General features: G+C 70.1%; 21 protein-coding genes. 20 read left to right on the top strand and 1 reads right to left on the bottom strand.

Annotated elements, in window-relative coordinates; genetic code table 11:
• The 20 genes from EQ874_RS05795 to EQ874_RS05700 all read left to right on the top strand — a co-directional run bounded on the left by EQ874_RS05795 (position 1) and on the right by EQ874_RS05700 (position 24530).
• Positions 1-837, top strand: a complete 837-nt coding sequence (locus tag EQ874_RS05795) for a hypothetical protein (protein WP_129976207.1) — start codon at positions 1-3, stop codon at positions 835-837.
• A gap of 71 nt (positions 838-908) precedes the next feature.
• Positions 909-2741: a penicillin-binding protein 2 gene (locus tag EQ874_RS05790; protein ID WP_129976205.1), complete on the top strand. Its 1833-nt coding sequence runs from the start codon at positions 909-911 to the stop codon at positions 2739-2741.
• A 208-nt stretch (positions 2742-2949) separates the two neighbouring features.
• Positions 2950-4569, top strand: coding sequence for a UDP-N-acetylmuramoyl-L-alanyl-D-glutamate--2,6-diaminopimelate ligase (locus EQ874_RS05785; RefSeq protein ID WP_129976203.1), 1620 nt, complete (start codon positions 2950-2952; stop codon positions 4567-4569).
• Positions 4566-6110, top strand: coding sequence for a UDP-N-acetylmuramoyl-tripeptide--D-alanyl-D-alanine ligase (gene murF, locus EQ874_RS05780; protein WP_064065466.1), 1545 nt, complete (start codon positions 4566-4568; stop codon positions 6108-6110). Before EQ874_RS05785 ends, murF begins: the two co-directional genes overlap by 4 nt.
• Positions 6107-7186 carry a phospho-N-acetylmuramoyl-pentapeptide-transferase gene (mraY, locus tag EQ874_RS05775; RefSeq protein WP_016933866.1) on the top strand — a complete coding sequence of 360 codons (1080 nt, stop codon included), beginning with the start codon at positions 6107-6109 and terminating at the stop codon, positions 7184-7186. Before murF ends, mraY begins: the two co-directional genes overlap by 4 nt.
• A 1-nt stretch (position 7187) precedes the next feature.
• Positions 7188-8678: a UDP-N-acetylmuramoyl-L-alanine--D-glutamate ligase gene (murD, locus tag EQ874_RS05770; RefSeq protein WP_129976201.1), complete on the top strand. Its 1491-nt coding sequence runs from the start codon at positions 7188-7190 to the stop codon at positions 8676-8678.
• A 47-nt stretch (positions 8679-8725) separates the two neighbouring features.
• Positions 8726-10243: a putative lipid II flippase FtsW gene (ftsW, locus tag EQ874_RS05765; RefSeq protein WP_129976508.1), complete on the top strand. Its 1518-nt coding sequence runs from the start codon at positions 8726-8728 to the stop codon at positions 10241-10243.
• The gene (gene murG / locus EQ874_RS05760) at positions 10240-11394 is read left to right on the top strand and encodes an undecaprenyldiphospho-muramoylpentapeptide beta-N-acetylglucosaminyltransferase (RefSeq protein WP_129976199.1); all 1155 of its coding nucleotides are present in this window, start codon (positions 10240-10242) and stop codon (positions 11392-11394) included. The genes ftsW and murG overlap by 4 nt, the downstream gene beginning before the upstream one ends.
• Positions 11391-12959, top strand: coding sequence for a UDP-N-acetylmuramate--L-alanine ligase (gene murC, locus EQ874_RS05755; protein ID WP_129976197.1), 1569 nt, complete (start codon positions 11391-11393; stop codon positions 12957-12959). The genes murG and murC overlap by 4 nt, the downstream gene beginning before the upstream one ends.
• Before the next feature lie 110 nt (positions 12960-13069).
• Positions 13070-13729: an FtsQ-type POTRA domain-containing protein gene (locus tag EQ874_RS05750; protein WP_129976195.1), complete on the top strand. Its 660-nt coding sequence runs from the start codon at positions 13070-13072 to the stop codon at positions 13727-13729.
• Positions 13730-13985: 256 nt separating this feature from the next.
• On the top strand, positions 13986-15227 hold the full coding sequence (ftsZ, locus tag EQ874_RS05745) for a cell division protein FtsZ (protein WP_064062923.1): 1242 nt from the start codon (positions 13986-13988) through the stop codon (positions 15225-15227).
• The gene (pgeF, locus tag EQ874_RS05740; RefSeq protein WP_064062924.1) at positions 15224-15970 is read left to right on the top strand and encodes a peptidoglycan editing factor PgeF; all 747 of its coding nucleotides are present in this window, start codon (positions 15224-15226) and stop codon (positions 15968-15970) included. The genes ftsZ and pgeF overlap by 4 nt, the downstream gene beginning before the upstream one ends.
• Entirely contained in the window at positions 15967-16701 is a 735-nt protein-coding gene (locus tag EQ874_RS05735; protein ID WP_129976193.1) for a YggS family pyridoxal phosphate-dependent enzyme, read from the top strand. The genes pgeF and EQ874_RS05735 overlap by 4 nt, the downstream gene beginning before the upstream one ends.
• Positions 16702-16733: 32 nt before the next feature.
• Entirely contained in the window at positions 16734-17396 is a 663-nt protein-coding gene (locus tag EQ874_RS05730) for a cell division protein SepF (protein ID WP_129976191.1), read from the top strand.
• A 154-nt stretch (positions 17397-17550) separates the two neighbouring features.
• Positions 17551-17841: a YggT family protein gene (locus EQ874_RS05725; protein WP_006554132.1), complete on the top strand. Its 291-nt coding sequence runs from the start codon at positions 17551-17553 to the stop codon at positions 17839-17841.
• Positions 17842-17992: 151 nt separating this feature from the next.
• Entirely contained in the window at positions 17993-18838 is an 846-nt protein-coding gene (locus EQ874_RS05720; RefSeq protein ID WP_064062926.1) for a DivIVA domain-containing protein, read from the top strand.
• A 64-nt stretch (positions 18839-18902) separates the two neighbouring features.
• Positions 18903-19163: a hypothetical protein gene (locus EQ874_RS05715; RefSeq protein WP_064062927.1), complete on the top strand. Its 261-nt coding sequence runs from the start codon at positions 18903-18905 to the stop codon at positions 19161-19163.
• 260 nt (positions 19164-19423) lie between these two features.
• Positions 19424-22582, top strand: coding sequence for an isoleucine--tRNA ligase (gene ileS, locus EQ874_RS05710; RefSeq protein ID WP_129976189.1), 3159 nt, complete (start codon positions 19424-19426; stop codon positions 22580-22582).
• 11 nt (positions 22583-22593) lie between these two features.
• Positions 22594-23904, top strand: a complete 1311-nt coding sequence (locus EQ874_RS05705; protein ID WP_016932850.1) for a DNA polymerase IV — start codon at positions 22594-22596, stop codon at positions 23902-23904.
• Positions 23905-24026: 122 nt separating this feature from the next.
• Complete coding sequence (locus EQ874_RS05700) at positions 24027-24530, top strand: hypothetical protein (RefSeq protein ID WP_016932851.1); 504 nt, start codon at positions 24027-24029, stop codon at positions 24528-24530.
• A gap of 83 nt (positions 24531-24613) precedes the next feature.
• Here the strand turns inward: EQ874_RS05700 and EQ874_RS05695 are convergent, their stop codons facing one another.
• On the bottom strand, positions 24614-25570 hold the full coding sequence (locus tag EQ874_RS05695) for a hypothetical protein (RefSeq protein WP_242496662.1): 957 nt from the start codon (positions 25568-25570) through the stop codon (positions 24614-24616).
• Positions 25571-25630 lie beyond the last annotated feature (60 nt).

Raw genomic sequence — 25630 nt, 5'->3', positions numbered from 1 at the left:
ATGACCGTACAGGTGGCACCCTCGCAGCGCCGGCACTCGGGGCGATCGACGGCAGCGCAGCGTGCCTATCAGAGACGGTCTCAGCGCGCCGCGCAGCTCGGTGTCGAAACGGTCGAGACCCGCGGCCGGACGACGGGTGCCGGGCGTGTCCGCACCCGGATCCCGTTCGTCGCCACCATCATCGCCCTTCTCGGCGTGGGTATGGCCGTGACGTTGTTGCTCACCACCCGCGCGACCGAGGACTCCTACGAGCTGAGCGCGGCGCGTTCCCTCAACGAGGAGCTCGCGCAGAAGCGGGCGGTGCTGCAGCGCGACGTGGCGATGGCCGAGTCGGCTCCCGCCCTCGCGGTCGCCGCGGCGGAGCTGGGCATGATCCCCACCGGGCAGGTCGCGCGGATCGTGGTCGCGCCGGACGGTTCGGTGCAGGTGGTGGGCGATCCGGTCCCGGCCCAGGGTGCGCCGCCGGCTCCGCTCCGTCCGCCGGTCCGGGAGGACGCCCGCGTCCAGACCCCGCTGGCCGGCAGTGCCGGAGCGGAAACCCCGCGGCCGCTCGGTGACGTGAGCGAGGAGCCCCGGCCGCGCACCGAAGCCGACGACACCCGTCGGGCCGCGCCGTCCGCCGACGGCCGGCCGGTCGGCGAGGAGCCGGCACCCGCCCCCGCACCGCAGGCTCCCGTGGGCGCCGTACCGGACGCCGACGGTGCCGCACCTGTGCCGCCCGCGGCGGGACGACCGGTACCCGTGACCGAACTGCCACAAGCCGAGGCGCCCCGCGCCGCGTCGCCCGAAGCGCCCGTCCAGGCCGTGCCGGCGGAACCCGAGGGCGGGCCTCGGTGAACAACCGCTCCACCCCCCGGCGTGCACCGCAACGACGTTCCACCCCGGCGACGCGCGGCGGACGCGCTCGGATGTCCGCGCCGCGCGACCGCACGCAACGTGACAGGACGAGCTTCACCTTCCGCAACAAGTGGGGCCGGATCGGCCTGTTCGGGGCGCTGGGCGTAGCGATCGCGCAGCTGCTGTCCGTGCAGCTCGTCCAGGCTCCCACGTTGTCCGCCGAAGCGGCGAGCCAGCGCACCACCCGGCTCGTCGAACCCGCGACCCGCGGCACCATCGCCGACCGCAACGGCGAACCGCTCGCCTACACCATGGAGGCGAAGGCGCTGACCTTCCAGCCCGTGCGGGTCCGCAAGGAACTCGAGGAGGAACGCGCGAAGGATCCGACCCGGCCGGAGGTCTCGGACTATCTCGAGGGTGTGGCCTCGGCCGTTCACGACGCGCTCGGCGCCGCGGCGCCCGAGAAGGATGTGCTCGAGATGCTCGAGAGTGACGAGACCTTCGTCTACCTCGCCCGAGGCGTCGATCCGGGGGTCGCGGCGGCGATCGTCGACGAGTACGGCAAGGTCGGAACCGAACGTCAGGACATCCGCCTGTACCCGGGTGGTTCCCTCGCCGCCAACCTCGTCGGGGCTACCGGCTGGGACGGACACGGCCTGATCGGGCTCGAAGCATCGATGGACGCCGTGCTCGCGGGCACCGACGGTTCGTCGACCTACGACCGCGGTTCCGACGGTGCCGTGATCCCCGGCAGCTGGCGCGACCGGCAGCCGGCGGTCGACGGTTCGTCCGTCGAGCTCACGATCGACAACGACCTGCAGTACCACGTGCAGCAGGAGGTACAACGCGCGAAGGATCTGTCCGGCGCGAGGAACGCCTCCGCCGTGGTGCTCGACGCGCACACCGGCGAAGTGCTCGCCATGTCCAACGACGGCACCTTCGACCCGTCGATCGGTGTCGCGAACAACCCGCCCGATGCGGAACAGGGCAATCTCGCGGTCAGTTCGCCGTTCGAACCCGGATCCGTGAACAAGATCATCACTGCCGCAGCGGCGATCGAGGACGGGCTCACGCGGCCCGACGAGGTCCTGCAGGTCCCCGGAACGATCACGATGGCCGGCGCGACCGTCAAGGACGCCTGGGATCACGGGGTCGTGCCGTACACCACCACCGGTGTGTTCGGGAAGTCGTCGAACGTCGGGACGCTCATGCTCGCCGAGCGGATCGGCGAGGACCGCTTCGCCGAGATGTTGCGACTGTTCGGACTCGGGCAGCGCACCGATGTCGGCCTGCCCGGCGAATCGTCCGGGCTGCTGCCCAGCCGCGAACAGTGGTCGGGTGGCACCTTCGCGAATCTGCCCATCGGCCAGGGCCTGTCGATGACCCTGCTGCAGATGAGCGCGATCTACCAGACCATCGCGAACGACGGCGAGCGTGTCCCGCCGCGGGTCGTGCGCGCGACGATCGCGCCCGACGGCAGCCGCACCGAGACGCCCCGCCCGGATCCGGTGCGCGTGGTGAGCCCGCAGACCGCCGCGACCGTGCGCGACATGTTCCGCTCCGTCGTCCAGGCCGATACCGGCAACCAGCAGGGCACCGGTACGGGCGCCGCGATCGAGGGCTACCGCATCTCCGGCAAGACCGGCACCGCCCAGCAGATCGACCAGAACTGCAAGTGCTACTCGAACTCCGACTACTGGATCACCTTCGCCGGTATCGCGCCGTCCGACGACCCACGCTACGTCGTCGGCATCATGCTCGACGCCCCGACCCGCAGTTCCGACGGTAGTGGCGGCCAGTCGGCCGCGCCGCTGTTCCGCACCATCGCGTCGTGGTTGTTGCAGCGCGACGGTGTGCCGTTGTCGGCCGAACCGGAGAGCAAGCTGATCCTTCAGGTCGACTGATCACGCGACCACGCGGCCTCGGTACGCTGACACGTCGGTAACGTGACACGACGGTCGTCGCCGAGACCGCAGAACGGGAACGAACCCGGGAACATCCGTCGGAATGCCTGCAGACGAGCTGCAGCGAAGCGAGAGGAAACTGGTGCCTGTGCCATCGAGTCCGGATCCGTCTCCTCCGGAGGAGGGACGGAGACCCGAGCACCCACCGATGACGCAGATCTCGGTCCTCGCCGACGCCATCGGGGCGCGCGTGGAAATCGTGAACCCCGAGGCCGGAGAGGACACGGCCGGCAGGGTCGCGGTCACCGGCATCGACCTCCGTGCCCAGGGCATCCGCCCGGGCGACGTCTTCGCGGCGCTGCCCGGCGCGAAGACCCACGGTGCCTCCTTCGCCGGCACCGCACTCGAACGCGGAGCCGTCGCCGTGCTGACCGACGAGGCCGGCCGCGATCTCGTCGCCGAGGCCACCTCGGATCCGGTCGCGGTCCTCGTCCATCCCGAGCCGCGTGCCGCCCTCGGGGCGGCGTCGGTCACCGTCTACGGCCACCCCTCCCGGAGCATGCAGGTCATCGGCATCACGGGCACGTCCGGTAAGACCACGACGTCCTATCTCGTCGAGGCCGGCTTGGTCGCGGCCGGACGCGTCGTAGGTCTCGTCGGCACCGTGGAGACCCGGATCGAGGGGATCCGCGTGCCGAGCACCCTCACGACCCCCGAGGCGCCGCAGCTGCACGCCCTGTTCGCCGTCATGCGCGAACGCGGTGTCGACACGGTGGTGATGGAAGTCTCCAGCCACGCCCTCGCACTCGGTCGCGTCGACGCCACCGAGTTCGCCGTCGGTGGGTTCACCAACCTGTCCCAGGACCATCTCGACTTCCACAAGGACCTCGACGACTACTTCGGCGCCAAGGCCCGGCTGTTCGCCGAGGACTCGCCGGTCCGGGCCCGCCGCGCGGTGGTGTGCACCGACGACGTGTGGGGACGCCGTATGGCCGAGGTCGCGCGCGCCGGGCGCGACGACGCGACCGCGGTCCGCACCGTCGGTGGTGAGGGTGCTGCCGGTACCGCCGCTGCCGACTGGACCGTCACCGACGAGGTCCCCGACGAGACGGGTGTGCAGCAGTTCACCCTGACCGGTCCGGACGGGATCGCCCGCCGCGCCACCGTCGGCCTGCCGGGCCGCTACAACGTCACCAACGCCGCCCTCGCCGTAGCGCTCTGCGCCGAGGTGGGTGCCGACATCGACGCCGCGATCCGCGGTATCGCCGACGTCGCGGTGCCCGGCCGGGTCGAACGGGTCGAACGCGGACAGGACTTCCTCGCCGTCGTCGACTACGCCCACAAGCCCGCCGCCCTCGACGCGGTCATCGGCACCCTGCGCGCCGCGACCGAGGGACGCATCGCCGTCGTCGTCGGTGCGGGCGGCGACCGCGACCGGACGAAGCGGCCGATCATGGGCGAGGTTGCGGCGCGGGCCGCCGATCTGGTGGTCGTGACCGACGACAACCCACGAACCGAGAACCCCGCTGCCATCCGCGCTGCCGTCCTCGACGGTGCGCACTCCGTGCCGGCCGCCGAACGCGGCGAGATCCTCGAGATCGGCGACCGCGCCGCGGCGATCGACGCCGCGGTCGCGTGGGCCCGTCCGGGCGACGTCGTCCTCGTCGCCGGCAAGGGCCACGAGACGGGGCAGGAGATCGAGGGAGTGAAGCATCCCTTCGACGACCGCGAGGTCCTCGGCGCAGCTCTCGACAAGTACCGGACCGCAGGACCCGACGGTCACCATCCGCCGGCTGCGGGCGGTTCGCATCACGGAGGCAAGGCATGATCCCGATGACACTGGCTCGGATCGCGGAGGTCGTCGGGGGCACCCTGCACGACGTCGACGATCCGTCCGCCGAGGTGACCGGTTCCGTCGAGTTCGACTCGCGACGGATCGGTCCCGGTGGCCTGTTCCTGGCGTTGCCCGGTGCGCGCTCGGACGGCCACGATCACGCCGCGGCCGCCGTCGCCGCCGGTGCGGTGGCGGTCCTGGCCGCACGGCCGGTGGGTGTGCCCGCGATCGTCGTGCCGCCGATTCCGCCGACCGAGACCAACGCCCTCGCGCTCGAACACGACAGCGACGGATCCGGCGCGGCCGTGCTCGCCGGCCTCGCGAAGCTCGCCCGCACCGTGGTGGATACGCTCACGGACGCCGGCCTCACCGTCGTCGGTGTCACCGGTTCGGCGGGCAAGACGTCCACGAAGGACATGATCGCCGCCGTGCTCGCACCGCTCGGTGAGGTCGTCGCCCCGCCCGGATCGTTCAACAACGAACTCGGCCACCCGTGGACCGCCCTGCGCGCCACCGCATCCACTCGCTTCCTCGTCCTCGAGAAGTCGGCACGCGGCCCCGGGCACATCGCGGCCCTGGCCCGCATCGCCCCGCCGCGGATCGGTGTCGTGCTCAACGTCGGCACCGCCCACCTCGGTGAGTTCGGCTCCCAGGAGGTCATCGCCGAGACCAAGGGCGAACTCGTCGAGGCCCTGCCCAGCGCCGCCGACGGGGGAGTCGCGATCCTCAACGCCGACGACACCCTCGTGTCGAAGATGGCGACCCGCACCACCGGTCGCGTCGTGACCGTCGGAACCGGTTCCGGCGCTGCCTACCGCGCCGAGGACATCCACCTCGACGATCAGGCGCGCGCCTCGTTCACCGCCGTCGTTCCCGGCGTCGACGGGCAGGAACAGCGCGTGCCCGTGCGCTTGGCCGTCCACGGCGAACATCAGATCGGCAACGCCCTGTCGGCGATCGCCGTCGCCGTGGAATGCGGTGCGACGGTCCGGCAGGCCGCCGAGGCGCTCGCCACGGCGGGTCCCGTCTCGGCCCACCGCATGGCCGTGCAGACCCGATCCGACGGGGTGACCGTCATCGACGATGCCTACAACGCCAACCCCGACTCGATGCGAGCGGCGGTGAAAGCCCTGGTCACGATGGCGCGGTCGGGCCCCGATCGCCGACGCACCTTCGCGGTGCTGGGGGAGATGGCCGAACTCGGTGAGGACGCCGTCGTCGCCCACGACGCCATCGGAAGGCTCGCGGTCCGCCTCGACGTCACCCGAATCGTCGCCGTCGGGGCCACGCGACCGGTCCGGGGTCTGTTCCAGGGGGCAGTGATGGAAGGATCGTGGGGTGAGGAAGCGAGCCACGTACCCGATGCCGACGCCGCGATCGCGTTGCTGCGCGACGAACTGCAGCCGGGCGACATCGTGCTGGTGAAGGCATCGCAGTCCGTGGGGCTGTGGACCGTCGCCGAGGCCGTCCTCGCGGACGATCCGGCCGGTACCGGAAACGACGACGCTGCTGTGGGGACGGAGGACGCCCGGTGAGACAGATCCTGTTCGCGGCGGGCATCGCGCTCGCAGTCTCGATCCTGCTCACCCCCGTCCTGATCAAGATGTTCTCCCGGCAGGGCTTCGGGCAGGAGATCCGGGTCGAGGGCCCGCAGAGCCATCAGTCCAAGCGCGGCACCCCGACCATGGGCGGCGTCGCCATCCTCGCCGGCCTGTGGGCCGGCTACTGGGGATCGCATCTCATCGGGATGGGATACGACGCCGAAGGTCCTACCGCCTCGGGTCTGCTCGTGCTCGGCCTGACCACGGCGCTCGGCGGCGTCGGATTCCTCGACGACTTCATCAAGATCCGCAAGCAGCGCAACCTGGGCCTGAACAAGACCGCCAAGCTGGTGGGCCAGCTCGTCGTCGCGGTGGCCTTCGGCATCCTCGCCCTGCAGTTCCGCAATGCGGACGGCCTCACCCCGGCCAGCACCGATCTGTCCTATGTGCGCGACATCGCCACGGTCTCGATGGGTTCGATCGTCTTCATCCTGTTCGTGTACCTGCTGGTCAGCGCGTGGTCGAACGCCGTGAACCTCACCGACGGCCTCGACGGCCTCGCCGCCGGTTCCATGGCGCTGGTGCTCGGCGCCTACGTCATCATCACCTTCTGGCAGTACCGCAACGCGTGCGCAGTGGAGCCGACCGCCGGCTGCTACGACGTCCGCGACCCGCTCGACCTCGCGTTGCTGTGCGCCGCCGGTGCCGCTGCCTGCATCGGCTTCCTGTGGTGGAACGCCGCGCCCGCCAAGATCTTCATGGGCGACACCGGCTCGCTCGCCCTCGGCGGCATGCTCGCCGGCCTGTCCATCACCACCCGCACCGAGTTGCTCATGGTGGTCATCGGAGCGCTCTTCGTCACGGAGGCCGCGTCGGTGGTCATCCAGGTCGCGGTGTTCCGATCCAGCCGCAGGCGGGTGTTCAGGATGGCGCCCTTCCACCACCACTTCGAACTCGGCGGATGGGCCGAGACGACGGTGATCATCCGGTTCTGGCTGCTCGCCGCCATCGCCTCGGCCATCGGCCTCGCACTGTTCTACAGCGAGTACCTCGCGGCGATCGGGGACTGACATGACCGACGAACTCGAACGGCTCAGAGGGCGGTCGGTGCTCGTCGCCGGCGCAGGAGTGTCCGGCCGCGCGACGATCGAACCGCTCACCGACCTCGGTGCCCACGTCACCGTCACCGACCGCGACGAGCGGGCACTGGCCGAGTGCGCGGCCCTCGGCGCGCGGACGGTCGACCTCGACACGCTCGTCGACGACTCCGCTGCGCTGCGCGAATTCGCCCTGGTCGTCACGAGTCCCGGATTTCCGCCCGACGCGCCGTTGCTGTCGCGGGCGGCCGGGGCCGCGGTGCCCATCTGGGGCGACATCGAACTGTCCTGGCGCATCGACCGCGCCGAGATCTACGGACCGGCCCGGCGGTGGCTGGTGGTCACCGGGACGAACGGCAAGACCACCACCACCACGATGGTGCACGCGATTCTCGAGGCCGCAGGTCGCAGCAGTGTCGCGTGCGGCAACATCGGTCTCCCCGTGCTCGACGCCCTGCGCCGCGACGACCCGCGCGCCGACGTCCTCGCCGTGGAGTTGTCGTCCTTCCAGCTGCACTGGGCGCCGTCGGTGCGACCCGACGCCGGTGTCGTGCTCAACATCGCCGAGGACCATCTCGACTGGCACGGCGGGATCGAGAACTACATCGAGGCCAAACTCGGGGCTCTCACCGGTGCCGTCGGGGTCCTCGGCCTCGACGATCCGATCGCCGGCGGTCTCCTGGATCGTTCCCGGGCTGTGGTCACCGTGGGTTTCACGCTGGGGTACCCCCAGGAGGGCGAACTCGGCATCAGCGGAGAACTGCTGGTCGACCGGGCGTTCGCGGATTCCGCCGTGCTGGCCCGAGTCGACGACGTGACGCCCCCCGGCCCTGCCGGACTGTCCGATGCCCTCGCGGCCGCCGCCCTCGCACGGGCGATCGACGTGCCCGAGTCGGCGGTACACGACGGTCTGCGACGGCACCGCGTGGGGCCGCACCGCGCCGCGCCGGTCGGGCAGGTCGACGGTGTCGACTACATCGACGATTCGAAGGCGACCAACCCGCATGCGGCCCGCAGTTCGCTCCTCGCGCGCGACCGCGTGGTGTGGATCGCCGGTGGTCTGCTCAAGGGTGCCCGCGTGGACGACCTGGTCGCCGAGGTGGCGCCGCGGCTGTCCGGAGCCGTGCTGCTCGGCCGCGATGCCGGCGACATCGCCGAGGCGCTGACGCGACACGCCCCGCAGGTCCCGGTCGTCGTGGTGGACACGAGCGACGATGAAGCGATGACCGATGCGACGAGCGAGACCGACACGCCTCCGGTGACGAGGATCGCGGCGCCGGGCGCCGACGGACCCACCGCGATGCGCGTGGCGGTCCGGGAAGCGGCCGCTCTCGCCTCGGCGGGAGAGACGGTGCTGCTCGCGCCGGCTGCGGCGTCGCTCGACATGTTCGCCGATTACGCGGAACGCGGCCGGAGCTTCGCGTCCGCAGTCGAGGAACTCCGCGGGGGCGGGACGCACAGGTGACTTCTCGGGCAGGCGCGACTCGGTCGGGGGCAAGCTCCGACGATCCGGTGGTGGGAGCCCGCGGCCGGTTCGGAGCCTGGTTGGCGCGGCCGCTCGCGTCCTTCCACCTCGTGGTGACGATCGCCGTGTTGCTCACCGTGCTCGGACTCGTCATGGTCCTGTCGTCGTCGAGCGTGGGTGCGGTGGCCGCGGCGGGGTCGGCCTACGGGTTGTTCACCTCGCAGTTGATCTTCGCCGCCCTCGGCATGGTGATCTTCTACATCGCGCTGCAGATCCCGGTGCGTCTGATGAGACGGTTCGCCTTCCCCGCGTTCGCGTTCTCGGTCGTGCTGCTGGTGCTCGTGCTCATCCCCGGCATCGGCACCCTCTCCCAGGGCACCCGGGGCTGGTTCGTCATCGCCGGCATCTCGCTGCAGCCGGCCGAGATCGCCAAGATCACCCTCGCGGTGTGGGGCGCGCACCTGCTGGCCTCGCGCCGCGGCGAGAACTCCACCCTCCGCGAGATGCTCGTCCCGCTCGTCCCGGCGGCCCTGCTCGTGACCGGCCTGATCGTGCTGCAGCCCGACCTCGGCACCACCGTCTCGATCGTGATCATCGTGCTGGCCCTGCTGTGGTTCGCGGGCCTGCCCCTCAAGGTGTTCCTCGGCATCGTCGGCACCGCCGGCACGCTCGCGGTGATCCTGGCCCTGACGGCCGGTTACCGCTCGCAGCGCGTGCGGTCCTTCTTCAATCCCGGCGACGACCCCCAGGGCGCCGGTTACCAGGCGCGACAGGCGAAGTTCTCCCTCGCGGACGGCGGCCTGTGGGGTCGCGGGCTCGGCCAGAGCCGCGCGAAGTGGAGCTATCTTCCCAACGCCCACAACGACTTCATCTTCGCGATCATCGGCGAGGAACTCGGCTTCCTCGGCGGGGTGGCCGTCATCGGCCTGTTCGGACTGTTCGCCTATGTCGGACTGCGCATCGCGATGCGCTCGGCCGATCCCTTCCTGCGTCTGTTCACCGCGACGGCGACGACGTGGATCATCGGTCAGGCGTTCATCAACATCGGTTACGTCGTGGGGCTTCTGCCCGTGACCGGTCTGCAGCTGCCGCTCGTGTCGGCCGGTGGCACGTCGACGGCCACCACCCTGCTGATGTTCGGGCTGATCGCGAACGCGGCCAGACACGAACCCGAGGCGATCGCCGCGCTGCATGCGGGGCAGGACGGCCGGTTCGCGCGATTGCTGCGCCTGCGCAAGCCGGAGGCGTACCGGCCCGGTCGCAGACCGGCGCGTACGGCCGCAGCGCGGCAGCCGCGAGCGCGGGTCGCGGTGCCCGAGCGGGCCGCTCCCGCAGCGTCGGGTGGTAGAGGGTCGCGCACGCGGCAGCCTCAGGCGCCGAACGAACGGCAACGTGGAGCGGCGCAGGACCGTCGGGCGTCCGCGGGTCGCGCGCAACCGACGGACGGAACCGGCCGGGCCCGGCGCGCGCAACCCGCGCGGGAACCCGCCCGCGGCAGGCAGCAGACGAACCGCACGACACGCGGATCGAACGGACGAAGCGGAGAGCGAGGGAACCGTAGGTGAGTGGGGAGAGGCCGGCACTGTCGGTGGTGGTGGCCGGAGGTGGTACGGCCGGGCATATCGAACCGGCGCTCGCGGTGGCCGATGCCGTCCGCGCACTCGTGCCCGATGCGCGGATCACGGCGCTCGGCACCGAGCGCGGACTCGAGACGACCCTGGTGCCGCGACGCGGCTACCCACTCGAACTCGTCCCGCCCGTGCCGCTGCCCCGCAAGCCGACGGTGGACCTGCTGAAGCTGCCGGCCCGGGTCGTCGCGTCGGTGCGCCGCACCCGGCAGGTCCTCGACGAGGTCGACGCGGATGTCGTCGTCGGTTTCGGTGGATATGTGGCGTTGCCCGCCTACCTCGCGGCGGAGGCCGGTCCGCTGCGTCGACGCCGTCGCATCCCCGTGATCGTCCACGAGGCCAATGCGAGCGCGGGTATCGCCAACAGGATCGGAGCCCTGAGGGCGGAACGCGTGCTCGCCGCCGTCCCGAACTCGGGAATCGTCCGGCGCGGTGACGCGCAGATCGTGGGGATCCCGGTCCGCTCGTCCATCACCGGTCTCGACCGCGCCGGTCTGCGCGGGGAGGCACGGCGGCACTTCGGTCTGCCCGACGATGTGCCCGTCCTGCTCGTGTTCGGTGGCTCGCAGGGGGCGCGGTCGCTGAACGAGGCCGTGTCCGGAGCGTCCGCCGCGCTCGCGGAGGCCGGCATCGCCGTACTGCACGCGCACGGACCGAAGAACACCGTCGACATCCCCGCCCATCCCGGCCACGTCCGGGCGCCGTACGTCGCCGTGCCCTATCTCGAACGGATGGACCTCGCGTACTCGGCGGCCGACGCGGTGGTGTGCCGATCCGGGGCCATGACGGTCGCGGAGGTCTCCGCGGTGGGTCTGCCCGCGGTGTACGTGCCGCTCCCGCACGGGAACGGCGAACAGGAACTCAACGCCCGTCCGGTCGTCGCGGCGGGCGGCGGAACGATCGTCGCGGACGGCGACCTGAATTCCGATTATGTCGCGACGGACGTGGTGTCGTTGCTCGGCGACGAGCGCAGACTCGTGGAGATGGGGCGCAGCGCCGCGGCCGCCGGTCATCGCAGTGCCGCGGACGAGTTGGCGCGCATAGTGCTCGAGGTTGCCGGAGCGGAACCGAACAGGAGTGAACGATGAGCGCGCAGTTGCCCGCCGAACTCGAGCGGGTGCACATGGTCGGTATCGGTGGCGCCGGGATGTCGGGCATCGCCCGGATCCTGCTCGCGCGCGGGGGACAGGTGTCGGGTTCCGACGCGAAGGAGAGCCGCGGTGTGCTCGCCCTGCGGGCGCGGGGCGCGCAGGTCCGCATCGGGCACGCCGCCGAAGCTCTCGACCTGCTCGACGGCGGTCCCACGGCCCTGGTCACGACGTTCGCCGCGATCCCGCAGAACAATCCCGAACTCGTTGCCGCCCGCGAGCGGGGGATCCCGATCCTGTTGCGCCCCACGGTCCTCGCTTCCCTGATGCGCGGACACCGTACCTTCCTGGTCTCGGGCACACACGGCAAGACCTCGACGACGTCGATGCTCGTCGTCGCGCTGCAGCACTGCGGCTTCGATCCGTCTTTCGCGGTGGGCGGTGAACTCAACGAGTCCGGGACCAACGCGCACCACGGCAGCGGGGACGTCTTCGTCGCCGAAGCCGACGAGAGCGACGGTTCGCTGCTGCAGTACGACCCGAACACCGTCATCGTCACGAACATCGAGGCGGATCACCTCGACTATTTCGGGACGCCGGAGGCGTACACGGCGGTCTTCGACGAGTTCGTCTCCCGCATCGCGCCCGGTGGTCTGCTGGTCGTGTGCCTCGACGACCCCGGATCGGCAGCGCTCGCCGAGCGGGTCGTCGCGCTCGGCCGCGACGACCTGCGGGTCCGGGGCTACGGCACGGCCGACGTCATCGGCACCGAGGGCGACCACCGCGGCGTTCCTGTCGGCGTGCGTCTCCTCGGCTGGGAGGCCAAGGACGTGGGTGGGGTCGCCGAACTCCACCTCGCGGGTGAGGATTCGCCGCGGACGGTGCGACTGTCGGTCCCCGGCCGGCACATGGCGTTGAACGCTCTGGCCGCGCTGCTCGCCGCGCTCGAGGCCGGGGCGCAGGTCGACGAGGCGCTCGAGGGACTGGCCGGTTTCGGCGGAGTGCACCGGCGATTCCAGTACACCGGCCGCGAACACGGCGTGCGGGTGTTCGACGACTACGCCCACCATCCCACCGAGGTCCGGGCTGTCCTGGCGGCCGCGGCCGAACTCGTCGCGGGGGAGCCGCTGCGCTACACCGAGACCGGCACCGAACGGCCCCGGGTGATCGTCGTGTTCCAGCCGCACCTCTATTCGCGCACCGAGGCGTTCGCCACCGAGTTCGGCGCGGCTCTCGACCTCGCCGACGAGGTCGTCGTGCTCGACGTCTACGGCGCCCGGGAGGAACCGATCCCCGGTGTGAGCGGTGCGCTGGTCGCCCGGGCGGTGAGCAGGCCGGTGCACTACCAGCCGAACCTGTCTGCGGTTCCCCGGCAGGTCGCGCGTCTGACCAGGCCCGGAGATGTCGTGATCACGATGGGCGCGGGTGACGTCACGATGCTCGGCAGGCAGATCCTCGACGCACTCCACAGCAAACCGGGGCGCTACCGTCCGGCCGGGTCCTCACCCGAGCCCGGCGGATTCCGTGCTGCCGGTGGCTCCGGACCGGAGCCGATCGACCCGTGACGCCCGCCGCCGTCTCGTCACGTGCACGTCGTGGGCGACCGTCACGAGAGCCTCGTGAACCCGGGGGGCCCAGGGAACGCGGCACCGCCCGCCGCCCGTCGGGCCGGTCGGTGCGGTTGCGGACCGTGCTCGTCGGGGCAGGGATCGTCGTGGTGCTCCTCGGGGCGATCGCGGTGGCCTGGTTGTCGCCGTTGCTGTCCGTGCGGTCGATCGAGGTGACGGGGATCGAGGTCGTCACCTACGACGAAGTGGTCGACGCGCTCGAGGTCGCCGAGGGCACACCGCTGCTGCGGGTCGACACGGCAGCGGCGGCGCAGCGTGTCGCGACGATTCCCCGCGCGGCTTCGGTCCGGGTGCAGCGGGTGTATCCCTCCTCTGTGCGTGTGACGGTCACGGAACGGGAGGCGATGGTCTTCTTCGACGCACCCGACGGCACCCATTCGGTAGACATCGAGGGGGTCGACTTCGCGGTCGAGCCACCACCGATGTTCACCCCGCGACTGGTGACGCCCTCGCCCGGCACGGGTGATCCCATGACCCGCGCTGCCGTGGAGGTGCTCGACATGCTGCCGCCCGAGCTGCGCGTCCAGGTCGAGACGATCGAAGCGCCGACGGCCTCCGACATCTCGCTCGTGCTCACCGACGGGCGTGTCGTGGTGTGGGGTGGAGTCGATCGTTCGGACCGGAAGGCGGCGGTCGTCGGTCCGCTGCTGACACAGCCGGGGGAGCGATTCGACGTGGCGAGTCCCGACCTGCCGACGGTGAGGTGAGGGATCGGTGAAATTCGTGCGGCGTGTCCGGCGCGTCTGCTGGCTAATCCCGGTACCCGTGCCATAGCGTTTCGGACAGCCGCGTTACTTGACATAACCTTCAAGCTGTGGTTGAGGGTTTGTCGAGGCGACGTGCTGCAAGGCCGTCCGACAGACGGACGCGACCGACATGAGCCAGACCCCGACCCAGCACCACCCAGACCCGAGCACCACCCGGAAGCATGCACCACCCGGAACTTCAGGAAGGCGAGAGCACATGACGCCCCCGCACAACTACCTCGCCGTAATCAAGGTCGTCGGTATCGGCGGTGGCGGCGTGAACGCGGTCAACCGCATGATCGAGCAGGGACTCAAGGGAGTCGAGTTCATTGCCGTCAACACCGACGCGCAGGCGCTGCTCATGTCGGATGCCGACGTCAAGCTCGACGTCGGTCGCGAATTGACCCGCGGACTCGGCGCCGGCGCAGACCCGGAGGTCGGCCGCAAGGCCGCCGAAGACCACAAGGACGAGATCGAAGAGGTGCTCAAGGGCGCCGACATGGTCTTCGTGACGGCCGGCGAGGGCGGTGGAACCGGTACCGGCGGTGCACCCGTCGTCGCGAGCATCGCCCGCAAGCTCGGCGCGCTCACCGTCGGTGTCGTCACGCGCCCGTTCTCGTTCGAAGGCAAGCGCCGCGGCAGCCAGGCAGACACCGGAATCCAGACGCTGCGCGAATCCTGCGACACGCTCATCGTCATCCCCAACGACCGGCTCCTGCAGCTCGGCGACGCCGCCGTCAGCCTCATGGACGCCTTCCGTTCCGCCGACGAGGTGCTCCTCAACGGTGTGCAGGGCATCACCGACCTGATCACCACCCCGGGTCTCATCAACGTCGACTTCGCCGACGTCAAGGGCGTCATGTCGGGCGCCGGCTCGGCGTTGATGGGCATCGGCTCGTCGCGCGGTGAGGGACGTGCCATCAAGGCCGCCGAGGCGGCGATCAATTCGCCGCTGCTCGAGGCGTCGATGGAAGGTGCGCGCGGCGTGCTGCTGTCGATCGCCGGCGGATCCGATCTCGGTCTGTTCGAGATCAACGAGGCCGCCTCGCTCGTGCAGGAGGCCGCACACATCGACGCCAACATCATCTTCGGCACGGTCATCGACGACTCGCTCGGCGACGAGGTCCGAGTGACCGTCATCGCTGCCGGGTTCGAGGGCGGAACCCCCGCTCGCCGTCCGGTCGAGGTGGGTCAGCAGCAGCCGGGCCAGTCGCAGCAGCAGCAGCCGCAGCAGTCGCCGCAGCAGCAACAGTCGTCCGGCCGTCCCGGTGCGATCGGTGTCGCCCGCGCCGGTGAACTCGGCCGCCCGGAGCGCGAGCCGGTCGAGCCGGCTCCCGTGCGGGACCCGGCGCCCGTTGCCGGCCAGCCTCCGGCAGGAGGGGGCAACGCACCCCGCAGCGTGGACATCGACGACGACGGTGACGACGACGTCGACGTGCCGATCTTCATGCGCCGTTGACGGCTCCGCATCGCCTGCTGCGCGCGCGCCGGGTCGTGACCACACGGGCCGGTGGGGTGTCCGCAGCTCCGTACGACAGTTTCAACCTCGCCGACCACGTCGGTGACGATCCGGCCGCGGTCGACGCCAACCGGCGGCGACTCGCGTCCGTCATCGGGCTGCCGCCCGAACGCTTCGTCTGGATGGAACAGATCCACAGCCGCAACGTCACCGTGGTCGACGGCCCGGTGACGGGTCCGGTTCCTGCCACCGATGCGCTCGTCACGCGCGAGACCGGGCTCGCGCTCGCGACCCTCAGTGCCGACTGCGTGTCGATCCTGCTGTCCGACGAGGCCGCCGGGGTGATCGCTGCCGTGCACGCCGGTCGTGTCGGTGCGCGCATCGGAATCCTTCCCCGGGTCCTCGACGTCATGGTCGACCTCGGGGCCCGCCCCGAGCACATCGGCGCATTGCTCGGACCGGCGGCGAGCGGACGGAACTACGAGGTGCCTGCGGCCATGAGAGCCGACGTCGAGGCCCACCTGCCGGGCAGCGCGACCCGCACGAGTCGCGGAACGCCCGGTCTCGATCTGCGTGCCGGTCTGCGCCGGCAGCTCGCCGAGCACGGTGTGACGGCCGTGGTCGAGGATCCGCGGTGCACGATCGAGGACACCGCTCTGTTCAGTCACCGGCGTTCGGCACCCACCGGCAGGTTCGCCTCGGTCGTCTGGCTCGAGGAGGCACGCGAGGAGGGGACGGCGTGAGCGTTCCGGCCTCCGAGGACAGGCGCCGCGAACTCGCCGGACGTCTCGCCGCCGTCCGCGAGCGACTGGACGCCGCGGCCCGCGCGGCCGGTCGGGATCCGTCGGAGGTCGCACTGCTCACCGTCACCAAGTTCTTTCCCGCCTCGGACGCCGTGCTCCTCCACGAGCTGGGATGTGACCGCTTCGGCGAATCACGTGAGCAGGAGGCGAGTGCGAAGATCGCCGAGTTCCGGGCGAGTGTGGCCGAGCCGGTCGAGTGGCACATGATCGGGCGGGTGCAGCGCAACAAGGCTCGTGCGGTCTCCCGCTGGGCGCACACGGTGCACTCGGTCGACAGTCTCCGTCTCGTGCACGCCTTCGAGAAGGGTGTGCGGGCGGCGCTCGACGACGGTGAACGCGAGGCCCCGCTGCGAGCCCTGCTGCAGGTCAGCCTCGACGGAGACCGAGAGCGGGGCGGCGTGGTGGCCGAGGATCTTCCGGCCCTCGCGGACGCGGTCGGCGCGTCCGAGGTGCTCGAACTCGGAGGCCTGATGGGTGTCCCACCGCTCGGGTGGGAGCCCGAGCGCGCGTTCGAGCAGCTGCACGGCCTGCATGCACGCCTGCTGGAGGATCACCCCGCGGCCGTGGAGTTGTCCGCAGGGATGTCAGGTGACCTCGAACACGCGGTTCGGTGGGGTTCGACGTGCGTGCGTGTCGGAACGGCGGTCTTGGGGTATCGACCGTTAGCCTGAATGACATCCGCCGCGCGAGGGAAAGGCGATCGATGAGCACACTCCACAAGTTCAAGGCGTACTTCGGGATGGTGCCGCTCGAGGATTACGAGGACGAATACCTCGACGATCCGGCGAGCGGCCGTCGCGACCGCGATCGGGACTACGGCGACGCGCCCTACGGCGGCTACGCGCCGTCGCACCGCGACGAGTACGCCCCGTCGCATCGCGAGGAACCGGTCCGCGAGTTCGAACACGACGCATTCGACCGGTACGAGCCGGCACCCCGCCCGCGGGTCGAGCCCATCACGGCCCGCAGCGCCCGCCCGGCGCCCGCCCCGGCCCGTGCTGTCGCCGGGCGCGCATCCCTGGGTGCCGAGAGCCGGCTCGAGCGCGCCGAACCCCGGCGTGGCGCGCTCTTCGACGAGGGAGGTCCGTTGTCCAAGATCACCACGTTGCGCCCCCGCGACTACAGCGAGGCGCGAACGATCGGTGAGCGTTTCCGCGACGGGACGCCGGTCATCATGGACCTCGTCGAGATGAGCAACGCCGACGCCAAGCGTCTCGTCGACTTCGCGGCCGGACTCGCGTTCGCGCTGCGCGGCTCGTTCGACAAGGTGGCCACCAAGGTCTTCCTGCTCTCGCCCGCCGACATCGACGTCTCCGCGGAGGAGCGGCGGCGCATCGCCGAGACGGGCTTCTACAACCAGCAGTAGTCGACGCGCGATGCGCGGGCGCGTACGGCGCGCCCGGCGTCGCATGCCCGTCGCCGTCCCTCGAGTGTCCCGACACGCCCGGCCATGATGCAGATCACTGCAGGCCGGGCGTTTCGGTTTTGATCGACCCGTCCTCGTCGGGCATTGTGGGCAGGTGGCCGTTTTCGAGGTGCTGTGGTTCCTGCTGTTCATCTTCTGGCTTCTGCTGATCGGACGGATCATCGTCGAGTTCATCAGAACCTTCGCGCGGGAGTGGAAGCCGTCCGGCTTCGTCGTCGTCGTCCTCGAAGCGATCTTCACGGTCACGGACCCGCCGGTGAAGCTGCTGCGGAGGTTGATTCCTCCGCTCAATCTCGGTGGTGTACGGCTCGATCTGTCCATCATGGTCTTGCTGTTCATCGTGTATTTCCTCATGGCATTCCTGCCCAGGGGCGGAGCAGCATGACGCCCCCGCCCGGCGTCGTGCCGGGCAGTCCCGGAGCTGCCGTGTGCCACAATGGAGTGCCATATACAGTGGGTTTTGATACGCGTAACGCACTGTCGATTACTCAGAACGCCTGCTTGACCGCTTACTCGACGCGTGAAGGGATCCTTCCATGCCGCTGACACCAGCTGATGTGCACAATGTCGCGTTCAGCAAGCCTCCGATCGGGAAGCGTGGTTACAACGAGGACGAGGTCGACGCCTTCCTCGATCTCGTCGAGCAGGAGCTGACGAATCTCATCGAGGAGAACGCCGACCTGCGTCAGCGGGTGGCCGAACTCGACCAGGAGCTCGCCGAGGCCAAGAAGGCGCCGCGCACCGCGTCGTCGTCCGCGCCGGCGGCCCCGTCCAAACCGGAACCCGCACGCGTGGTGGAGACGCCCAAGCCGGAGCCCGCTCCGGCGCCGGCCCCCGCTCCGGTCGCCGCGGCACCGTCGAGCGGCGACGCGAGCATGCAGGCCGCCAAGGTCCTCGGACTCGCCCAGGAGATGGCCGACCGGCTCACCGGCGATGCCAAGGCCGAGGCCGAGGAGCTCGTCCGCAACGCCCGGACGAATTCCGAGCAGCTCGTCTCCGATGCCCGCACCCGCAGCGAGGCGATGATCGCCGACGCGCGGCAGAAGTCCGACGCGATGCTCGCCGACGCGCGCACCCGCTCCGAGACGCAGCTGCGTCAGGCCAAGGAGAAGTCCGACGCCCTGCAGGCCGACGCCGAGAAGAAGCACACCGAGATCATGGCGACCATCAACCAGCAGCGTTCCGTGCTGGAGGGTCGTATCGAGCAGCTCAAGACGTTCGAGCGCGAGTACCGGGTCCGTCTGAAGTCCTACCTCGAATCGCAGCTCGAAGAGCTCGAGCAGCGTGGTTCGGCCGTTCCGGTGGACGGCGGACAGGAAGCGTTCAACCAGTCCAACTCGTCGTCGTTCGGGTCGTCGTCCTTCGCGAAGGGCAACAGCTGACCGACGGTCTCCCGGCCTGATGCTGTACGGCCCTGGTGCTGTACCTCGGTAGAGGAGGAGCGTCGTGCTCGTCGTCACGCTGGTACTCGCAGCTGTCGGATTCGGTCTCCTCGTGATCGCGTTGATGACCGGATCCGTGGTCTGGGCATGGGGTTGTATCGCGGTGTGCGTCGTGGGAGCGGTGATCCTGCTCGCGAGCGCACTCGGCGGCCGGAGCTCGGCCGAAGGCGAGTGGGCCGATCCGCGGTCCGCCGGGCAGGCCGGACGTCGCGGCCGGCGCGCACCGCGGCAGCGTCCCGGCGACCGGAATTCGTCGGATCGCTGAAGCGGCCTACAATATGCACCATCGAGTGAAGCTCGATCCCGCGCATGCGGGGCGGCGTCGATCCGGCCATCACCGGGGAGCCTCCGGAAGAACGGCGACCGCCGCGGTCGCTCACTAGAACCGGACGGGTGGGCCCGTCACAGCCCGAACGAGTGGCCGTCCCCACGGGACGTGCAAGCGGGGTGGTACCGCGGTAGCCGTGCACGCGCACGGTGATCGTCCCCGTGCCGAGACGTATCCAGGCACGGAGGAGCCACGCTGTGACCGAGAACCACGCTGCACCGGATCCCACCGCAGCCACCGCCGGCGGTACTGCCGGATATCCGCGCGTCGACTACGACCTGCCGCGCGATTCGGGCGTCGACTTCCCGGCGCTCGAAGAGCGCGTCCTCGCACAGTGGGCCACCGACGGCACCTTCGAGGCGTCCCTGCGTAATCGCGACGGCGCCGACGATTTCGTCTTCTACGACGGCCCGCCCTTCGCGAACGGCCTGCCGCACTACGGGCACCTGCTCACCGGCTACGTCAAGGACGTCGTGCCGCGCTTCCAGACCATGCGCGGCAAGAAGGTCGACCGCCGCTTCGGCTGGGACTGTCACGGTCTGCCCGCCGAACTCGAGGCCGAGAAGCAGCTCGGCATCACCGACAAGTCGCAGATCGACTCGATGGGCCTCGCCGAGTTCAACGCGTACTGCAGGCAGTCGGTGCTGCGCTACACCGGTGAGTGGCGCGACTACGTCACCCGCCAGGCCCGGTGGGTCGACTTCGACAACGACTACAAGACACTCGACCTCGACTTCATGGAGTCGGTCATGTGGGCGTTCAAGTCGCTGTACGAGAAGGGCCTGATCTACCAGGGCTTCCGCGTGCTGCCCTACAGCTGGTACGAGCAGACGCCGCTGTCGAACCAGGAGACCCGCCTCGACGACGCATACAAGATGCGTCAGGACCCGGCGGTCACCGTCGACATGGTGCTGCGCGCCCCCGGCTCCGAACTCGACGGCGCGTGCGCGCTCATCTGGACCACCACGCCCTGGACCCTGCCGTCGAACCTCGCGATCGCGGTACACCCCGAGATCGAGTATGTCGCGGTGCGCGGCGCCGACGCGAAGATCTACCTGCTCGCGCAGGACCGCCTCGGACATTACGCCCGCGAACTCGGCGAGGATCCCGAAGTCCTCGGCCGCTACCGCGGCGCCGACCTCGTCGGCCTCGCCTACGAGCCCCCCTTCGATTTCTTCACCGGGCGGGAGAACGCCCACCAGGTCATCGCCGCCGACTACGTCACCACCGAATCCGGTACCGGAATCGTCCACCTCGCACCGGCCTTCGGTGAGGAGGACATGGAGTACTGCCAGCGCAACGGCATCGAGCTCGTGCAGCCGCTCGACCCGGGCGGCAAGTTCACCTCGATGGTCCCGCCGTACGAGGGCCTGCAGGTCTTCGACGCCAATCCGGTGATCATCAAGGACCTCAAGGCCGCCGGAAAGTTGTTGCGGCACGAGACCATCGAGCACTCCTACCCGCACTCGTGGCGGTCGGGCCAGCCGCTGATCTACATGGCGGTGCCGTCGTGGTTCGTCGCCGTCACCCGCTTCCGCGACCGCATGGTCGAGCTCAATCAGCAGATCACGTGGGTGCCCGAACACATCCGCGACGGTCAGTTCGGCAAGTGGCTCGAAGGTGCCCGCGACTGGAACATCAGCCGTAACCGGTACTGGGGCAGCCCGATCCCCGTGTGGGTGTCGGACGATCCGGAGTACCCGCGCGTCGACGTCTACGGTTCGCTCGACGAACTCGAACGCGACTTCGGCGTGCGGCCCACCGACCTGCACCGGCCGATGATCGACGAACTCACCCGGCCCAACCCCGACGACCCGACCGGCAAGTCGACGATGCGTCGCGTTCCCGAGGTGCTCGACTGCTGGTTCGAGTCCGGTTCCATGCCGTTCGCCCAGGTGCACTACCCCTTCGAGAACCGCGACTGGTTCGACACGCACTATCCGGGCGACTTCATCGTCGAGTACAACGGGCAGACCCGCGGCTGGTTCTACACGCTGCACGTCCTCGCGACCGCACTGTTCGACCGTCCCGCCTTCAAATGTGTTGCTGCCCATGGCATCGTCCTCGGCGACGACGGTCTGAAGATGAGCAAGTCGAAGGGCAACTACCCCGACGTCAACGAGGTCTTCGCCCGCGACGGCTCCGATGCCATGCGGTGGTTCCTCATGTCGTCGCCGATCCTGCGCGGCGGCAACCTCGTCGTCACCGAACAGGGCATCCGCGAGGGCGTACGGCAGGCGCTGCTGCCGCTGTGGAACGCGTGGAGCTTCCTGCAGCTGTACGCGTCGAAGCCGGGCACCTGGCGGACCGATTCGCCGAACGTGCTCGACCGGTACATCCTCGCCAAGCTCGCGCAGACCCGCGAGGTCATCACCGAGGCGCTCGAGACGGTCGACATCGCCGGTGCGTGCGACGAACTGCGCACCTTCTGCGACGCGCTGACCAACTGGTACGTGCGGCGCTCGCGGAACCGGTTCTGGGACGAGGACACCGACGCGATCGACACCCTCCACACGGTGCTCGAGGTCGTCACGCGCCTGGCCGCGCCGTTGCTGCCGATGGCGTCCGAGGTGGTCTGGCGGGGTCTGACCGGGGGCCGGTCGGTGCATCTGGCGGACTGGCCGGCCGCCGACGACCTGCCGTCGGATCCGGCGCTCGTCGCCGCGATGGACGAGGTGCGCGGTGTGTGCTCGACCGTGCTGTCGCTGCGCAAGGCGCAGAAGCTGCGCGTGCGGCTGCCGCTGCCGGAGGTCACGGTCGCAACCCCGGGATCGGCGCACCTCGATCCGTTCGTCGACCTCATCAAGGACGAGGTCAACGTCAAGCGGGTCGTGACGACCGACGACGTCGAGGCCCACGGCCGCTTCGAGGTGGTCGTCAACGCGCGTGCGGCCGGTCCGCGCCTCGGCAAGGACGTGCAGAAGGTCATCAAGGCCGTCAAGGCCGGAGACTGGTCGCAGGCGGAGGACGGTACGGTCACCGCCGCCGGCATCACACTGCTGTCCGAGGAGTACACCAGCCGCCTCGTCGCCGCCGAACCGGAATCCACGGCCGCACTGCCGGGCGGCAACGGGCTGGTGGTCCTCGACACGACGGTCACCGAGGAGCTCGAGGCCGAGGGCTGGGCCAAGGACCGCATCCGCGAATTCCAGGACGCGCGCCGCAATCTCGGACTGGAGGTCTCGGACCGCATCTCGGTGCGGTTCGAAGTTCCGGCCGAGCGTGCGGAATGGGCTGCCCGCCATCGTGATCTGATCGCGGGTGAGATCCTCGCCACGACCTTCGAACTCGGTGCGGCCGAGGGCGACGCGATCGAACTGGGCGAGGGGACGCGCGCGTCGATCGTCAAGGCGTGACTCGTCGCTGGGTGTTGCACCTGGATCTCGACGCGTTCTTCGCGTCCGCCGAGCAGTTGACCCGGCCGACCCTGCGGGGTCGGCCGGTCCTCGTCGGGGGGCTCGGGGCCCGCGGGGTGGTCGCCGGTGCGAGTTACGAGGCCCGCGTCTACGGCGCGCGCTCGGCCATGCCGATGAGTCGGGCACGCCGACTCGTCGGACCGGCTGCGGTCGTGCTGCCTCCGCGCGGCATCCTCTACCGCGAACTGAGCGGACTCGTCTTCGACACCCTGCGCGCCCGGATCCCGATCCTCGAGACCCTCTCGCTCGACGAGGCGTTCGCCGAACCTCCCGAACTGGTGGGTGCCGACGCCGCCGAGGTCGAGTGGTTCTGTTCGGAGCTACGCGAACATGTGAGGGAGAGAACGGGTCTCGTCGCGTCCATCGGAGCGGGGTCGGGCAAGCAGATCGCGAAGATCGGATCCGGTCTCGCGAAACCGGACGGTGTGCTCGTCGTGAGGCCGGAGGGCGAACTCCCGCTGTTGCACGGCCTGCCCGTGCGCAGACTGTGGGGTATCGGCCCGGTGGCCGAGGATCGGTTGCGGCGGCTCGGCATCGAGACGATCGGAGATCTCGCGGCCCTGCCGGTCGCAGAGGCGGCCTCGATCCTCGGCGGCACGGCCGGACCGGGTCTGCACCGGCTCGCCAACGGGTTCGACGACCGGCCCGTCGTCGAGCGCGCAGAGGCGAAACAGGTCAGCGCCGAGACCACTTTCCCGACCGACATCGTCGCGATGCCCGGGTTGAGGCGCGCGATCGCGGCGTCCGCGTCCGCCGCGCATTCCCGGCTGCGCAAGGACGGCCGTGCCGCCCGCACGGTGGTGCTCAAGCTGCGCAAGGCCGACATGTCGGTACTCACCAGGTCGTCGACGCTGCCCTATGCCACCGAGGACGTTCGGGTGCTCACCGCCGCGGCCCAACGTCTCGCGCTCGATCCCCTCGAGATCGGGCCCGTCCGGCTCGTCGGTGTCGGCTATGCGGGTCTGTCCGCGATCGCGCAGGACACGCTGTTCCCCGAACTCGACCGGACGGCGACCGAGGAGTCCGTGCCGGCCGAGGACGACGACGAGGAGGCAGTCGCGTCGAGCGGACCGGCCACCCGCTGGACGCCCGGCGCCGACGTCCGCCATCCCGAGTTCGGGCACGGATGGGTGCAGGGCGCGGGACACGGCGTGGTCACCGTTCGCTTCGAGACCCGCAGCACGGGCGCGGGACCTGCGCGGACGCTCGACGAGAACGATCCGGGGCTCACGGTCGCCGATCCCCTCGCGAGCCTGAACTGAAACACGTTCCCGGCGTCCTCACGGTCCTCTCGCTACCGCCGGGTACTCTTGCGGGCGATCCGCTGCCGGATGACCGAGCACGACGAACGCGTCGTGCACGACCGAACGAGAAGGACGAGAAGTTGAAGCTTCGCAAGATCACCGTCGCCACCGTGGCGCTCGCCGCTGCCCTCACGATGTCCGCCTGCAGCTCGGACGACGGCGGTAGCTCCTCCGAGACCGCGAAGACCAGCACCACCACGACCGCTGCGGCTCCGGTCGCCGACTACCCGCCGGTGCCCTCGCCCGAGGAACTCAACGCCGACCTCGCGCGCGCCTTCGACCTCAACGTCCCGGCGTCCGAGAAGACCGATCTGGTCCAGGGTGCCGAAGAGGATCCCGAGCTGATCAACAAGGTGGCCCAGGCCGCCAACGACGCCGGTGTGCAGGTGAACGTCGTCGATGTGACCGACAACGAGAACGGCACCATCACGGCCGGTGTGGAGATGGCGCTCGCGGGCAGCAACCAGCCGTCCTTCGGCACGGTCGACTTCGTCGCCGAGGACGGCACCTGGAAGGTGTCCAAGGACTACGCGTGCTCCATCGTGATCAACATGGCGCAGCTGCAGTCCCCGGCCTGCGCGTGATGTAGTAACTCGTCCCGAACGACTCGACGGCCGGCACGGAACATCCGCGCCGGCCGTCGCCGTCGTCTCCCTGCTGTTCCGGACTACCGATCCGGGATGGCCCAACCCACCCGGTCGACCTGCGACTGGGACAGCCGCGTTCCGCCATCCGGTTCGACGTAGGTCTGATCGCCGCGCACCGTCAGCTCTCCGCCGACCGGCAGGGGGAGCGACGTGTCGACCGTCATCGACCCCTCACCGGCCATCGTGTACTGCTCGATGTCGAGACGGCCCTGCCCGTTCGGCAGCACCCAGGTGGACTCACGCGGTGTCTGTTCGACCTTCACATCGACCGTGATGCGATCGTCCTCGCGCTCGACGAGCGTCGCCGTCCCCACCTGGTCGAGGGTGATGCCGGCGCTCATCACCTGCTGGTGGACCTCCCACACCGCGCCCACCCCGATCGCTTCCTCCGGGAACGATACGATGCGATAGACGGCCTGGTAGAAGGCCTGCTCGATCGCCGACCGCGCGATGTTCGCCGCGTCGGGAGCAGGTTCGAGGCGCAGCGCGCTGATAGCGCCGGTCGGCCCGATCGTCAATCCTGCTCCGGAGCCTTCGGCATCGGACAGCGCCGACCCGAGCGTCCCGTCCGGCGACGTCGCCGACCCGACCGTGATGTCGACGACGGTGCTCGGATCCTTGTCGGAGATCGCCCGCTCGACCGTGGCCGAGAGCGGGAGAGTCAACTCGGGTGTGGAGAAGTCTTGTTGCGGGTCGGCGCCGACCCGCTGGAAGACCTCGGAGCGGGTGGTCAGGACGACGTTCTGCTGCACCCCCGTCGCGGGAGCGAACCGCACCGCCGTTCGGGGTTCGGCACCCGGGTCGAGCACCGTCGTGGCCACTGCCGACACGGGCACCGTCACCTCCGTCGATGTCGCGGCCGTGACGGCGGGCGCGCCGTCCGAAGGACCGCCGCAAGCGGCGACGAGAGTGGAGATGGACAGCACAGCCGCAAGGGCACACGGCCCCGAGCGGGCGAATCTGGACAGCGCAGGCACGACACCCAGGGTAGCCACGACGGGAGGGGGAACCGCCGCGGTCGTCCGGGTAGGGGATGA

Origin of the sequence: Rhodococcus sp. Q1 (assembly GCF_004153645.1) — a bacterium.
Taxonomy (GTDB): Bacteria; Actinomycetota; Actinomycetes; order Mycobacteriales; family Mycobacteriaceae; genus Rhodococcus; species Rhodococcus gordoniae.
The sequence above is the reverse complement of the archived record's forward strand: the minus strand, read 5'-3'. Positions and strand labels throughout refer to the sequence as shown.

What these genes read in the sequence shown, in the direction of transcription:
- EQ874_RS05795 (WP_129976207.1), top strand. Translation starts at nt 1, where the DNA reads ATGACCGTACAGGTGGCACCCTCGCAGCGCCGGCACTCGGGGCGATCG.
- EQ874_RS05790 (WP_129976205.1), top strand. Translation starts at nt 909, where the DNA reads ATGTCCGCGCCGCGCGACCGCACGCAACGTGACAGGACGAGCTTCACC.
- EQ874_RS05785 (WP_129976203.1), top strand. Translation starts at nt 2,950, where the DNA reads ATGACGCAGATCTCGGTCCTCGCCGACGCCATCGGGGCGCGCGTGGAA.
- murF (WP_064065466.1), top strand. Translation starts at nt 4,566, where the DNA reads ATGATCCCGATGACACTGGCTCGGATCGCGGAGGTCGTCGGGGGCACC.
- murD (WP_129976201.1), top strand. Translation starts at nt 7,188, where the DNA reads ATGACCGACGAACTCGAACGGCTCAGAGGGCGGTCGGTGCTCGTCGCC.
- murC (WP_129976197.1), top strand. Translation starts at nt 11,391, where the DNA reads ATGAGCGCGCAGTTGCCCGCCGAACTCGAGCGGGTGCACATGGTCGGT.
- ftsZ (WP_064062923.1), top strand. Translation starts at nt 13,986, where the DNA reads ATGACGCCCCCGCACAACTACCTCGCCGTAATCAAGGTCGTCGGTATC.
- EQ874_RS05730 (WP_129976191.1), top strand. Translation starts at nt 16,734, where the DNA reads ATGAGCACACTCCACAAGTTCAAGGCGTACTTCGGGATGGTGCCGCTC.
- EQ874_RS05720 (WP_064062926.1), top strand. Translation starts at nt 17,993, where the DNA reads ATGCCGCTGACACCAGCTGATGTGCACAATGTCGCGTTCAGCAAGCCT.